Origin of the sequence: Pseudomonas sp. P42 (assembly GCF_017973755.1) — a bacterium.
Lineage (GTDB): Bacteria > Pseudomonadota > Gammaproteobacteria > Pseudomonadales > Pseudomonadaceae > Aquipseudomonas > Aquipseudomonas iridis.
In genome coordinates this window covers 21,488-34,700 of record NZ_JACOPU010000005.1, presented here as the reverse complement: position 1 = coordinate 34,700, position 13,213 = coordinate 21,488, and the positions used below count along the sequence as shown (strand labels likewise).

Here is a 13,213-nt window from a genome sequence, read left to right as displayed (position 1 = left end):
CAAGGAAGAGAGCCATGAGCCTGCATACCCGAACCAAACGACTTACCGTTCCTCAATTGGTCGCGATGAAGGGGCAACAGAAAATTGTCTCCCTGACTGCCTATACGAGCTGGATGGCCAGACTGATGGACCCCGTTGTCGACTTCATCCTGGTGGGTGATTCGACCAACATGGTCGGACTTGGCCGCAGCTCAACGCTCGACATGAGCCTGGAGGAAACCATCGTTTTCACCCGCGCTGTGGTCAGCAGTACCCAGCTGGCCTGCGTGATTGCCGACATGCCGTTTGGCAGTTATCAGGAATCGCCGCAGCAGGCCTACCGCAACTGCGCGCAAGTGATGGCGCGCACCGGTTGCGATGCGGTCAAGCTCGAAGGCGGCGCGGTGTTCGCCGAAACCGTGGAGTTTCTGGTCAAACGCGGCATCCCGGTGATGGCGCATGTCGGCCTGATGCCGCAGTACGTCAACACCATGGGTGGCTTCAAGGCCCAGGGCATGAATGAAGCAGGCGCCATGAACCTCGAAGCCGATGCGCGCGCCCATATTGAAGCCGGTGCTTTCAGTCTGTTGCTCGAAGGCGTGGCCGAAGGCGTGGCGCGCCGGATCAGCGATTTTTCACCCGTGCCGACCATCGGCATCGGGGCTTCACCGGCGTGCGACGGTCAGGTGCTGGTGACCGAGGACATGCTAGGGCTGGGGGGTGATCACGTACCGCGCTTCGTCAAGCAATACACCGATGTTGGCGCGCAGATCCGCGAGGCGTGCGAGGCGTTCGCCGACGAAGTCCGCGCGGGCACATTCCCCGAACTCCGGCATTGCTATGGCATCAACTGAGCGCCAGCCATAGACCCTTCATCCTGAATGGCCTGAGTCAGCATTTTCAGCGCGTGGGTGATGTCCTTGCTCCAGTCGATGGTGTAGCTCAGGCGCAAATGATGCTGCCACGCCCCCTGCTGGCTGAAGATTTCGCCGGGAGCAATCACGATGCGTTTGGCCAACAAGCGCTCGAATACCCGGCGCATGTTCACCGGGCGCGTGGCCTCGATCCAGAACGCCGCGCCGCCCTGCGGGGCGACAATGCGTAACTGACCCTCCGTGTGTTCGTGCAGCATGGCTTTCATGCGCTGCATGCGGTCGATCAGCATGCTGCGCAACATCTGCGTGTGTTGGTCGATGCGCCGTGTGGTGTAAAGCTTGGCAATCGCTTTTTGCCGAATCGGCGACAAACGAAAGGCTCGCTCCAGAAACAGCCGATGCAGCTCGGGCCCTTGAAAGCGACTGAGCACAAAGCCATACGGCGCCTCCGAACCGATGATCTTGTCGAACGTGGAAAACACCAGCAACCGTTCCGGGTCGGCAAAGTCACGGTAGCGCGCGGCTGCAGGGACGAAGCTGAATTCGCCATAGCAGTCATTTTCGAACAGCCAGATGCGCCGCTCCGCCAGCCAGCGGCAGATCACTTGCTTGTCCTCGGCAGGCATCAGACTGCCGTGGGGAATGTTCACGGTGGAGGACAACACCGCCAGAGCGATGGGTTCTCTCTGCAACAACGCCTGGACTTTGAGCAAGTCAAAGCGGCCATCGTCACCCAGCGGCACCTCGATGACGCGGATTTTCGCCGCGTGGAGTTGCCGCAAAATCGCCCACGAACACGGCGATTCCACCAGCGCTACAGTGCCGGTCAACTTCAACGCCTCAAGGGACAAATCAAGCACGCTGCGCAGATCGGAACCGATGTAAACGTGTTCGGCACGCCAGTAGCAACGCGTCGAACGGGTATAACGATCGGCCAGTACACTGCGCAATTCGGTTTCGCCGAACGGTTGATACAGCGGCGCATGCGAGCGCGGGTACTGGCGCGTCAGTTCGCGTTCGGTCATCAACAACGGGTTTTCCAGCGACAGCAGCATGGCCGGGGCATCACTGCTCAGCGCCAGCATTCCCGGTTGCCGAGCGTTGGAGAACACGTTGTCGAGCAGGTTCGGCGAACCTTCGTTGAGCAGCGCCGATGGCATGGCGCGGGTGTAGTAGCCAAGCTTCGGCCGAGCGTAGATACGCCCTTGGTCTTCCAGCAGGGAATAGGCGTATTTGGTCGTGGACACTGAGACATTCAAGCGCTGCGCCAATTGTCGCAACGACGGCAGCTTCTGTTCTCCCTCAGGGCTCGCGGCTTCGATCAGTTCGACGAGATAGCGGTAAACGGCCTGATAGGCAAATGTCGAATCTTTATTTGGGTTCATGCTCAATCGCTTTAAATCCTGGTGCGTTAGGTACTGCGCTTGCCACGCGCGGTCGGAACCACGGGGGAAACACTTGCACTCGGCCATCCATGCCAACGCTCAGGCATCGAACGGATGCCCGCAGTTTTAAAACATCATCAGCAATGGACGTTGCGAAGGGGTGAAGTCGTTATCTGGGACCTGCAGGTTGTTCCGCAAGTTTCCCGCTGGATGAATCACGCGTGTCATCCATAGGGTAAGCGCCCTGCCCGGCGTCGACCGTCAGGAACAGCGCCGATAGTGCTCGCTTTCATCGGCCGATGCCAAGGGTAACCGCGCATCCCGGACGGAACGCGCAGCTGGCCAGCCCCATTCAGCGATGGTAACGCCGCACCGCACTGCTGTTGCGCAGCACATGGCCTTTGATTTTTTCCATCAGTTCGGCACGGGTCAAACCGGCAGGCAAGGCGTCCGGGGCCAGATCCAGGGCGTAGAGCTGGATGATGTAGTGATGCGCGCTGTCGCCCACCGGTGGGCAAGGCCCCATGTAATGAGTGTTGCCCTTGCTGTTGGTGCCGCCGACGCCTTCGAAAGCGGATTTGGCGCCGACACCGGCGGCAATCTGTCGCGTGGTGGATTTGATGCCGTAGTGAATCCAGTGATCGACGCCCAGGCCTTTCTGGCCGTCCGGGTCGTGCATGACAATCGCGTAGCTCAGGGTCCCGGCAGGGCCGGCGTTCCAGCTCAGCGCCGGTGACTGGTTCTTGCCGCCGCAACCGGCCGCATCACTGGCCGCTGCCGAAGTGAACAGACGGTTATCGGACACACCCGGGATGCTGAGGGTAAAGCGCTCCTGGGCCTGCGCCGGAAACTGCACGCAAAGGGCGACGGCAATGGCCGCCAGCCAAGGGTTGAGAGAGGTCAATCGGGTCATTCCGGGAGCACCTTGTGCAGTTGGGCCGTCGTCGGCTTGCAAACTATAGCTGTACCGTTCGTGCCTTGGCAGTAGCAAATGGCTGAACCTCGCACTGCGCTGCAAACTCGAAAGAGAAATGCCCGCGAGGAAGCCGAACATGTCTCTGCACCGTGTCGCCCGTTTCGCCGATGTGCCTGAAGATCGTGGTCTGGAAGTGAAAATCGGCGACTGCAAGATTGTGTTGCTGCGTGCCGCCGGCGAATTACGAGCGTTTCAGGGTGAATGCCCGCATGCCGGCGCGCCTTTGGCTGACGGCGCGTTGTGTCACGGGCGGCTGATCTGCCCGTGGCACAAGGCAGCCTTTCGCGCTGAAGACGGTGCGTTGTGTGAACCGCCCGCTCTCGACAGCCTCAAGCGTTACCCGCTGGAGGTGCGTGGCGATGAGGTTTGGGTGGATGACCAGCCGATCGTCGATCCGCACATCCCGCCGGCTGACGATACACGCACGTTCGTGATTGTCGGTGCCGGTGCGGCAGGTACTGCGTGCGCGGCGGCGCTGCGGGAAAAGGGTTTTGGCGGGCGCATCAAAATGATCGACCGCGAACCTGAGGCCGGTTACGACCGCACGGTGCTGAGCAAATTTGTCCTCGCCGGGGAAATGTCGCCGGAAGAAACCCCACCGTTGCGCGATGAAGATTTTTATAAAGAGCAGCGCATCGAGCGCATTCAAGGCGAAATCAGTTCGCTCGACGCCGCAGCAAAAACCCTTCACCTGCGCGATGGCCAAACCGTGAATTACGATGCGGCCGTGCTGGCGACCGGTGGCGAACCCAATCCACTGGAGTTGCCCGGCGCGGATCTGCCGCAGGTGTTACTCCTGCGCTCAAAAGCCCAGGCCGAACAGATCATGAACGCCGCCGCACCCGATCAGCGCGCAGTGATCATCGGCGACAGCTTCATTGCCCTCGAATGTGCTTCGGCCCTGCGCCAGCACGGCCTCGACGTCACCGTCCTCGCTCGCCACGCGGTCCCTTTCGCCGCTCAGTTCGGCGACGCTGTGGGAAAAGCCATCCGCGCCTTGCACGAAGAAAACGGCGTGAAGTTCGTCACCGAGCATGAGGCGCAGGAGATCACCGGCAGCGGTAAAGTCGAGGCGGTGTTGCTCGACAATGGTTTGCGGCTTTCGGCGGATCTGGTGGTGGCCGGCGTCGGTGTGCATCCGGCCACAGAAGCTTTCGCGTCATTGCCCAGGGAAAAGGATCAATCACTGCGGGTCGACGACGGTATGCGGGTGGGTGAAGGTCTATGGGCGATTGGCGATATCGCCACGTTTCCGTTGAGCGGCCAGCCACAGCGCATCGAACACTGGCGCCTGGCCCAACAACACGCGCGAATCGCCGCCGCGAATATGCTCGGTGGCCATGAGCACTACTTGGATGTGCCGTTTTTCTGGACGTGGCACTTCGGCAAGAACTACGAGTATCTCGGCCATGCCGAGCAATGGGATGAGGTCGAATTCATGGGTGAACCCGAACAGCCGCCCTTCATCGGCCTGTTCGGCAAAAACGGTATCGTTGTCGCGGCAGTGGCCTGCGAAAAAGAACGGGCGATGGCGACGCTGGCCGAGCGCATGAAGCAGCCGCTATCCATTGAAGAGGCGTGGCAATTGATACGCGAGTAAACACGATCCCTGCGGCAGCTCCTACAGGGGCTTCAATTTATTTAGCGGGTCAGCGGCTCACGATTATCAGCGTCTTCGGCATGCAGGAAGATCACCCGCGGATGCTCCAGCGGTGCCAATGGCGATGGCAACTGCGCTGGTGTCACTGGCCAGAAATGCGTGACCACATGACTGATGTCACCTTCCTGATCGTTGTGGATGGTCATCACCCCGGGCGTGCGCAGTTTCTGCAGACGGTCATCGCAGAGTTTGAAACTCTTGCTCAACCCTGCATCGTCGATCACCGGTGATGGCAAACGTCGCTGAGCGAAGCTTCTGCTTTTGCGCTGTTGATAACGCGCCCATGCAATCAGGATCACGGCGTTGACCACAGCGATCCACAGGTAAATCTGCAACGTGCCCAGCGCATCGAACGCCGAACTGTCGATGCGCGGCGCGCCGGCGTGGGTCTCTATCAGCGGCCATAGCCCGCGCATCAGCAGAAGCAGCAGACCGACCCAAGCCACCACCGTGAGGATAACGTCGATCACGACCAGGATTGGCCGCTGGCGGGTCCGGATGATTTTCATTTGATGACTTCCTCTTCGTCGTCGCCGATCGGTTTGATGCCCCGATCAGGGCTGACCCAACGCGCACGTTTTTGATGCTGGCCGAACAGCACCTTGGGGAAACTGACCAGCGTGGTCAGCAGACTGATCAACCAGAACACCAACGGGTACCAGATCACCCAGAACATCGTGCGGCCCAGCCCCGGTTCATAGCGGCGGTCGATGACGATGCTGACCGCAAACTGCATCAGACACACAAACGCCAGCAGCAACCCGGTAAATGCTGGCGGCATCAGGTGGTCCACCGCGATGGCTTCTGGCATGACCACAAATTTGCCGACGCCCCAGAAGATCACCGACAGCAGGAAGGTGAACGCCCAACCGGTCGACAGGCAGTATTCGAACAGCAGTGGCCACAGGTAACGGTGGCGGTATTGCCAGATGCCGCGAATGTTCTTGAACAGCACTTCGGCGCCGCCCTGTGCCCAGCGCAACCGCTGCTTCCACAGGCCGCCGAGGGTTTCCGGCATCAGAATCCAGCACAGGGCGCGGGGCTCGTAGAAGATGCTCCAGTGATCGAGTTGCAGTTTCCAGCTGATGTCGATGTCTTCGGTGATCATGTCCGGGCTCCAGTAGCCCACCCGGTTCAGCGCCGTGCGGCGGAACGCGACGATGACGCCGGACACGGTGAAGATCCGTCCGAACACGCGCTGAGTGCGTTTGATCAGTCCGATGATCGATGAGAACTCGCCGACCTGCACCCGCCCGACCAGCGTCGAACGCGTACGGATCCGCGGATTGCCGGTCACCGCGCCAAGGCGTGCGTTGTCGAGCATCGGCGCCACCAGATAGGCCGCCGTGTTCGGCGCCAGCAGCGCATCGCCGTCGATGCACACCAGATACTCACTGCGCGCGGCAATCGCGCCCATACGCAGGGCCACAGCCTTGCCCTGGTTTTCCGCCAGGTGCAGGACCCGCAGCCGTGGGTCTTCCTTGGCCAGCCGATCGAGCACTTCGGCGGTGTTGTCCTTGGAGCCGTCGTTGATCGCAATGACTTCGATGTTCGGGTAATGCTGGGCCAGCGCCGCATGGATGGTGTCGGCGGCGTTTTCGCCTTCGTTGTAACAAGGGATCAGGATCGAGATCAGCGGCTCGCCTTCCAGTGACGGCGGCAGCGTATCGTCCTTCCACGGCCAGTGCCGCTCCCAGTGCAGCCAGAAATACAGGCCACCGGCAATCCACAAGCCAGACATGAACAACGGGTAGAAAAACACGAAGTCCATCAGGAACTGCCCGGTGACCAGGAAGATCAGCCCCAGCGGTACGCCGAGGACGAGCGCCAGAACAAGCAGGGCTAACAGTCTATCCAGCATGTCATGGATTCCATTTGTTGGAGAGTGCAGGCCTTACGGTTTTCAGGTCCGGCAGGTTGTCGAGGAAGTTGTCCGGGTAGTAGCCGAAACTGGTCGCGCCCTGACGCTTGAGGCGGCCCATCCAGTCCGCCAGATGCGCGCCATCGATGTCGGCCTGATCCTTTTTCGTCCAGTCGCGGGCCTGCAATTCGAATACCGTGCGGTTCAGCGCGCCGGGGCGTTTGCTGACGGTTTGCACCAGCTTTTCCAGCCATGGGCCAGACTGTTCCTGCGTCTGTTTTTCCATCAGCGGCATGGCCATCGGCGCCGTCCAGTCGTAGGTCGCGAGGAAGTCATCGAGGTTCTGTGCGTACCATTCTTCACTGTGTGGATTGAGCATCGGCTCGGCGAATATGTTGCGCGCGGTCTGCACTTGCGGCCCTCGGATGGCGCGGACTTTGGCGGTGAGTTCGTTGGTGAAATCGATCAGGTAACGACTCTTGAAGCGCGTCCAGCGCTGCATCGCCGCCGGGTCATCACGCAGTGCCGCGATCGAACCCGGCAAGTCGTTTGCGGCGTATACCTTCAATGCTTGCGGGCCGGCGTCTTCGAAGTCCGAGAACACGGCATCGTCGTGGTAAAGAATGCCGTCGACCGAGGTCAGGCGCGCCACGTCTTCGTAGATTTCACCGATGATCCGCCGTACTTCCGGATCGAACGGCGACAGCCGTTTGTACTGATCAGGAGCGACCGAGGTAGTACCGGTTTCCGGGTTCCAGCTCATCACACGCGGCAATTTCGAATCGAGAGCAAAACTCAGCACCGGCATCCAGGCGAAGACTTTCACGTGAGCACGGGTACGCAGTTGCCAGGCCACACGGTCGAAAATATCCGCGCGCACCGGTAAGTGGCGGTTGGGGAAGTACAGCGAGTGCACCAGACCGTCGCCCTGCGGATCGGCGAAGGCTTGCAGGAATACAGTGTTGGCGCCCATGTCGGCCATGCGCTGCACCAGTTTGCCGAGGTTGATGTCCTGCTGCACCGGGTCGGGGTCGTAGACGTTGTCCAGATCCACGTGCACCACGCGCATGGCGAAATCCGACTGCGCCGAGACAATGCTGTTGGCGAAATGCGTGCCGTCAGGATCGGAGGCGACGAGGAAGCGCGGGCTGCTCATCAGGTTGTCGAGGGCGTCGAGACCGTCGTCGAGGGTCAGAGCCATTTCATAGCCCTCCTCGCCCACCACAGTCAGCGAAGTGCCGTCCGCCGCGCCATATGGCCAGACCCACACCCGCGGTTTGTAACCGGTGGCCTTGCGGATTTTTTCCGAGATGTTGCTGACGTCGGTGCGAATCCGCGCCTGGAAATCGGCCTCGGATTCATAGCGTTTGGTCAGCGGATCGTAGCGTCGGGTCGCGGCGGCAGGCTGCAGGTTGCCCTGCGGGTTAGCGAGAATGCCCTTGTGGTTGGCATCGGTGTGGGCGGCGATTTCCACCAGCCCTGATCTGGAGATCTCGCGTACCTGCTCCCAGGTCAGGAAGTCGGAGCGCGCTCGCGGCGTACCGGCAAAATCCACTGGCTGGTTGAGCGGCGTGTCGATCCAGGTGCCGACCGGCGCCAGCAACGCGTGCCAGTTATAGGCGCGCAACACTGGCAGCACGCGGGTGTAGAAGCTTGAATAACCATCGTCGAAACTGAGCAGGATCGCCTTCGGCGGCAACTCAGGTCCGCCCTTGCGTGCGGCCATGATCTGGTCGACCGTGACCGGTTTGTAGTTGTTCTCCCGCAGCCAGGCGAGCTGTTCGATCATGCGCTCGGTGCGCACCGCCACCACGGCCTGATCGGGATCAAGATCTTCGACATCGTGATAAGCAATGCCGAGCACGTGATTCTTCGGCCACGGTTTTTCACTGGCCGCCACCGGACGCTCGGACGGCGGCGTGAAGGCCGGGGCTTGCTGGGCGCAAGCGCTGACCAGCAGCGCTCCCAGCAGAAGGATGAAACGCGAAATAAAAGGCATCTTCAAACTCTTCTAGAAGCGGAAAGTGAGGTCGACGAGCAGACGCAGATCGGTCTCCCGATCGCCGTCATAGGGCCGGTTGATCACACTGAACAAACCGCCCACCTCGAACACGTCGTTCCAGGCATAACGCTGGCCGTAGCCGAGCAACGCCATGCCGCCGGTGCCGTGATTACGCTGGCTGTACGTACCCGCACCCGCCTGGAACTGCTGGCTCCAGGAGGTTTCGTAACGGTGGTAGAGCACGTGATTGACGTTGATCAGCGGCATCACACTGAAGTCGGATTTGGGGTTGAAGTACGGCACGTCATCGGATTTGGAGTTGTGGCTGGTGCCGACTTCCAGGCCCGCATCGACTTGCACGTTCGGCGCGCTGTAGACGCCTTCGCGACCGGTGAGCAAGGCTTCGACGCGGTTGTTGCCATCACTGAAGTGCGACGGGCTCACCGACAGCCGCCACTCGCGGCTTTCGTTGGCGCGCCAGCGGATAAAACCGCTACCACCGTTGGCCTTGATGTCGCTGTTGAGCGCGCGCAATGGCGTTTGCGCCGACAGGTATTCGAGGCTGCCGCCGTACTGCCAGTTGTCATTGATGTCGCGGGCGATCGCCAGACGCGCCCCCTGTTTGTCGCCGAAGCCATAATCGTGATTGGAGATTTCGGCTTCGAGGGTCATGTCGCGGGTGCGACGCTCCAGACCGACGCGCTGGAAGCGGTGATGGCCGGTGCCTTCGGCGAAGTCGCCAGTGGCATAACCGGCACCGGCGAACACGCGCCAGTCCTCGTCTATCGGCGGGCTGTACAACGTCGTCTGGATACCGAAATCGCGACTGCCACTGACCGCACCAGCCTCTCCGCTGCCACCGCCATTGGCCTTGCCGCCATAGGCTTCGACGCGCAGTTCGGACATGTTGTGGACTTCACGCTCACGGGCCAGACGCTGTACCTGACGGTTGTCCGGATAACGCGCCACCACATCGTCGGTCAGCGCATCCACCTGCCGCCATTCCTGCAACTGCATGGCGGTGCGGGCCTGAGCAACTTCCAGGCCCATGTCGCGCGGCACCATGCTTTCGGTGTCCTTGAGCTGGATTTCAGCGCGACGTGGCCAGTTGCGGGCCAGGTACAGGTCGGCTTGAGCCAGGCGCAAACCGAGGTTGCCCGGCGCCTGATCGACCAGCGTCTGCAAACGCTCTTCGCCATGGGGCAGGTCGGAGCCATAGATACCGGCCTGCGCCGCGAGTTGCTGGGCGTCCATCCATTCATCGTTCGGGTTGCCTATTGGCAAGCCCTTGAGTTCAACGCGTGGACGCTGGGACTTGGCCAGGTCTTCGGCGACTTTGCGCGCTTCGTCGGCGCGATCACTTTCCAGCAGTGAGTAGTACAGCGCCGTGGTGTCCTCCAGACGATCACCGACATCGGCGTCCGGCGCCGACAGCACCTGGCGATACAGATCAGAGGCTATCTCTGGCTCGCGCTGGTCCAGATAGGCTGCCGCCACCCAGCGCTGGGCGTAGGTGGGAATCTTCACGCCTTCGGCTTGCAGCCTCTGGTATTCGCTGATGATGTCGGCGGTCCGCGCCCGGGCCTTGAGCGCGCCCATGCGGTCGATGCGCCAGCGGGTCACGTCGTCTTTGGCGCTGGCGTCGGGCGTCCAGGTGGCGAGCAGTTTGTCGTAATCAGCCAAGGCACGATCGGCGATCACGTAGCGTTCTTTTTCGCTGCGGGTCGCGAGTTCAGCGAGGCGCACGCGTTCGGCAGCCAGATCGCCTTCGAGGCGGCGCAGGGTGACCGGATCGATCAACCCCGGACGCTGGTAGGCCAGGCGCAGTGCCGGTTCCGGCAGACGCGCCTTTTGCAGCGCGACCACGTATTCGCGGGCGACGTCCGGTTTGTGGCCAGCGCGGATGAAGGCCTGATCGTATTCGAACAGCGCGTCATATTGCTTGCCGGCGCGGCTAAGCGCGTAGCCCAGTGCCAAACGGCGCGAAGGATCATCAGGCTTGGCGGCGACCAGCGCTTTGGCGCGAGTTACGGCTTGATCGGGTTGGCCGGCGTCAGCCTGAGTCAGGGCCAGGCCCAGTTGCAAGTCGGCGTTGTCTGGCTCCAGGGCCAATGCCTTGTTGTAGACCTGAGCCGCCTGATCCCAACGTTTAAGGTTGCGATAGGCGCGAGCAGTGGCCGTCAGCGCCTGAATCGGCAGCACGCGGCCGCGGCCCTGGGTTTCATAGACCTGCACCACTTCGGCGTCGAGCCCGGCCCAACTGGCAATTTGCAGGTGATCGCTGATCTGTCCGGTGGTCGCCTGGCCCGGCGGTACCTGACGCAGCACCGTCAGCGCAGGCGTGGTTTGCCCGGCACGGGCGTCGCGCACCATCTCGTCATAGGGTGTATCGGCAAACGCGAGTGCCGGCCAAAGTAATTGGCTGCACAACGCTACGCGGAACAAAGGGCGTAAACCACGATGCAATACGGGAACATCAATACGCGGCATTCGTCAGCATCCTTACATGGCTAGCCGGGTCGCAATGCCCTCCTTGCCCATTCGTAACGGAGCCAAGCCAACAACGGCTAGGCCAAGCTTGGTCAGGCAGTTTGCACGCAAGCGCGGAGCAAAATTCGGAACACAATAATTGTTCAGAATCGTGATGGCAGCTTGCTCCCGGAGCGCTGAAAACCCGAACACCAGACAGCAAAACGCCCGGCGCCTGTGCAAGACAGAGGCCGGGCGTTGCTATTAAGGACGCCGTATTACTGCACTTGCGTGACGCCCGCGAACTTGCTCATCAGGAAGGCGACGAACTGCTCGACGGTCATTTTCTGGCCGTTGAATTCCACCTGATTGGCGGCGTAATGCAGCTTGGTCACGACATTGGTGCCCTCCACGGTCGCCAACTGCGAACCAACGGCCATGCCGGAGAACATGTCGGCCGCACCGCTGGCCTGATCGACAATGGCTTTGGCGTCGGTCTGACCATCAAGCTGCGCCTGAACGCTGAGCAGATCGATCAGCATTGGCTTGGACACGACGATATTGAGATCGAGCAACGCGATCAGCTGTTTGGCCAGTTGATCCGGCGGCAGGTCCATCGATTGCGGCTTGGTCAGGTCGATCACCAGATTGGCGCGACTTTCACCATTGGCGGTTTTCAGCGAGAGATTTTCCAGCGCCACTTGCGGACCGGCCGCCAGAAGCTTTTGCAGATCGGCTTTGACCTGAGCCGATTCAGCTTCGGTCAGGTTCAGTTCCGGCGCCGGCAAGCCTGCTTCTGCAGCTTCGGCAGCGGCTTTTTCGTAAGGCTGCAATTTGGTCTGATAGATCTGCATCAACGACATTGTCGACGGGATGTCGAGGTTCTTCAGGCTGAATGCCAGGTTGGCGGAGCCGATTTTCTTGTCGTTGAGGGTGACTTCGTCAACCTTGTAATCGGCGCGACCGGACGCATTACTGCCGCTTTCTTCGGTGAGGTTCTTCATCTCGAAGCCCTTCACGCCGAGCACCGATTGCTTGGTGCCGAAGGTGGTTTTGCTGTTGGTCAGTTCCAGAGTGTTGGCGCCGGTGTAGTAGCCGAAGCTGCTCTTGGCGAGGTTGCTGGCCAGGGTCAGACCGTTGAGTTCGATCTGCACGGGCGCCTGGTCTTCAGCCACGGTGACCAGTTTCAGGCTGTCCATGTAGCCGTCAGCCTTGACCTTTTGCGCTTGGGCGCTGGCAGAAATATTCATGGTCAGGCCGGAGAATTTCAGGCTCGATTGCGCATCCAGTGCGGTTTCCAGCGGCAGCAGGTCGATGGTGCTGGTGGTGGATTCGTCGTAGCCGATGTTGGTCACGCCTTTGAGCGGTGCTGCACCTTTGGTCGCAGCGAACCATTTTTCGGTGGCCGGGTTCTTTTCCAGCTCGTAGTTGCTGGTAGCCATGACCGGCAGCCACTTCAGCGACACCAGACGCGAGAATGGCAGCGGGCCGTGCTCGATGTGGTCGACAAACAGCAGCTCGACCGGCGCATCGCCAAACAACTCACCGTCACCTTTGAGGCGATAGTGTGCGGTGCTGGTGAACGTGTGGCGCTCCAGCGACACCAGTTCCAGCGACGCCGTGCCGTTGGAGCCGGCCATCGCGGTTTGCAGTTCTTTGTTGGCGTTGGTGACGGCGTTATTCAGTACGCCTTCGATCTTGGTCCCGGTGTACCAGGCCCCGCCTGCGCTGATCGCGCCGATGGCAACAACAATTCCGAGTAGCACGCCTGCTGATTTATTCATGAATGACCTGATCGATTTCCGTGGCTGAAAGTGTGGTCGTCTTCCCTGAACCCGTGACCGGGTTGCGGCTCGACTTTGCTTGAATTAGCGGTGCAGATTAGCACCGGGCGCGGGATACGGCCCAATGTTTAAAGGTGAAAGAGTGTCTATGGGGAGTGTGGACAGTGGGCAGGCTGGAAGAGTTTCGCTGTTTTTGCAGACGCCATCGCTGGCAAGCCAGCT

General features: G+C 60.7%; 9 protein-coding genes. 2 read left to right on the top strand and 7 right to left on the bottom strand.

What is annotated here, in order from left to right:
• Nucleotides 1-14: 14 nt before the first annotated feature.
• Nucleotides 15-833, top strand: coding sequence for a 3-methyl-2-oxobutanoate hydroxymethyltransferase (gene panB / locus H8B20_RS16950; protein ID WP_210623954.1), 819 nt, complete (start codon nt 15-17; stop codon nt 831-833).
• Here the strand turns inward: panB and H8B20_RS16945 are convergent.
• Both H8B20_RS16945 and H8B20_RS16940 read right to left on the bottom strand, forming a co-directional pair.
• Nucleotides 818-2,239 carry an aminotransferase-like domain-containing protein gene (locus H8B20_RS16945; RefSeq protein WP_210623953.1) on the bottom strand — a complete coding sequence of 474 codons (1,422 nt, stop codon included), beginning with the start codon at nt 2,237-2,239 and terminating at the stop codon, nt 818-820. The two genes, panB and H8B20_RS16945, sit on opposite strands and share 16 nt — an antisense overlap.
• Before the next feature lie 352 nt (nt 2,240-2,591).
• Complete coding sequence (locus H8B20_RS16940; protein WP_210623952.1) at nt 2,592-3,152, bottom strand: YbhB/YbcL family Raf kinase inhibitor-like protein; 561 nt, start codon at nt 3,150-3,152, stop codon at nt 2,592-2,594.
• Nucleotides 3,153-3,291: 139 nt separating this feature from the next.
• On the opposite strand from H8B20_RS16940, the gene H8B20_RS16935 reads away from it, so the two are divergent.
• Nucleotides 3,292-4,815 (top strand): FAD-dependent oxidoreductase, encoded by a 1,524-nt coding sequence (locus H8B20_RS16935; protein ID WP_210623951.1) that lies wholly within the window; start codon nt 3,292-3,294, stop codon nt 4,813-4,815.
• Nucleotides 4,816-4,856: 41 nt separating this feature from the next.
• Here the strand turns inward: H8B20_RS16935 and pgaD are convergent, their stop codons facing one another.
• From pgaD to H8B20_RS16910, 5 genes are all read right to left on the bottom strand, one after another.
• Nucleotides 4,857-5,384 (bottom strand): poly-beta-1,6-N-acetyl-D-glucosamine biosynthesis protein PgaD, encoded by a 528-nt coding sequence (gene pgaD / locus H8B20_RS16930; RefSeq protein ID WP_210623950.1) that lies wholly within the window; start codon nt 5,382-5,384, stop codon nt 4,857-4,859.
• Entirely contained in the window at nt 5,381-6,736 is a 1,356-nt protein-coding gene (gene pgaC / locus H8B20_RS16925) for a poly-beta-1,6-N-acetyl-D-glucosamine synthase (protein ID WP_210623949.1), read from the bottom strand. Before pgaC ends, pgaD begins: the two co-directional genes overlap by 4 nt.
• A gap of 1 nt (nt 6,737) precedes the next feature.
• Nucleotides 6,738-8,735: a poly-beta-1,6-N-acetyl-D-glucosamine N-deacetylase PgaB gene (gene pgaB, locus H8B20_RS16920; protein WP_210623948.1), complete on the bottom strand. Its 1,998-nt coding sequence runs from the start codon at nt 8,733-8,735 to the stop codon at nt 6,738-6,740.
• Between the two features lie 12 nt (nt 8,736-8,747).
• Nucleotides 8,748-11,228 carry a poly-beta-1,6 N-acetyl-D-glucosamine export porin PgaA gene (pgaA, locus tag H8B20_RS16915; protein WP_210623947.1) on the bottom strand — a complete coding sequence of 827 codons (2,481 nt, stop codon included), beginning with the start codon at nt 11,226-11,228 and terminating at the stop codon, nt 8,748-8,750.
• A gap of 257 nt (nt 11,229-11,485) precedes the next feature.
• On the bottom strand, nt 11,486-12,991 hold the full coding sequence (locus H8B20_RS16910; protein ID WP_210623946.1) for a YdgA family protein: 1,506 nt from the start codon (nt 12,989-12,991) through the stop codon (nt 11,486-11,488).
• Nucleotides 12,992-13,213: the final 222 nt, after the last annotated feature.

Excerpts from the sequence above, each read along its gene's own strand:
- panB (WP_210623954.1), top strand. The coding sequence starts at position 15 with ATGAGCCTGCATACCCGAACCAAACGACTTACCGTTCCTCAATTGGTC.
- H8B20_RS16945 (WP_210623953.1), bottom strand. The coding sequence starts at position 2,239 with ATGAACCCAAATAAAGATTCGACATTTGCCTATCAGGCCGTTTACCGC.
- H8B20_RS16940 (WP_210623952.1), bottom strand. The coding sequence starts at position 3,152 with ATGACCCGATTGACCTCTCTCAACCCTTGGCTGGCGGCCATTGCCGTC.
- H8B20_RS16935 (WP_210623951.1), top strand. The coding sequence starts at position 3,292 with ATGTCTCTGCACCGTGTCGCCCGTTTCGCCGATGTGCCTGAAGATCGT.
- pgaD (WP_210623950.1), bottom strand. The coding sequence starts at position 5,384 with ATGAAAATCATCCGGACCCGCCAGCGGCCAATCCTGGTCGTGATCGAC.
- pgaC (WP_210623949.1), bottom strand. The coding sequence starts at position 6,736 with ATGCTGGATAGACTGTTAGCCCTGCTTGTTCTGGCGCTCGTCCTCGGC.
- pgaB (WP_210623948.1), bottom strand. The coding sequence starts at position 8,735 with ATGCCTTTTATTTCGCGTTTCATCCTTCTGCTGGGAGCGCTGCTGGTC.
- pgaA (WP_210623947.1), bottom strand. The coding sequence starts at position 11,228 with ATGCCGCGTATTGATGTTCCCGTATTGCATCGTGGTTTACGCCCTTTG.
- H8B20_RS16910 (WP_210623946.1), bottom strand. The coding sequence starts at position 12,991 with ATGAATAAATCAGCAGGCGTGCTACTCGGAATTGTTGTTGCCATCGGC.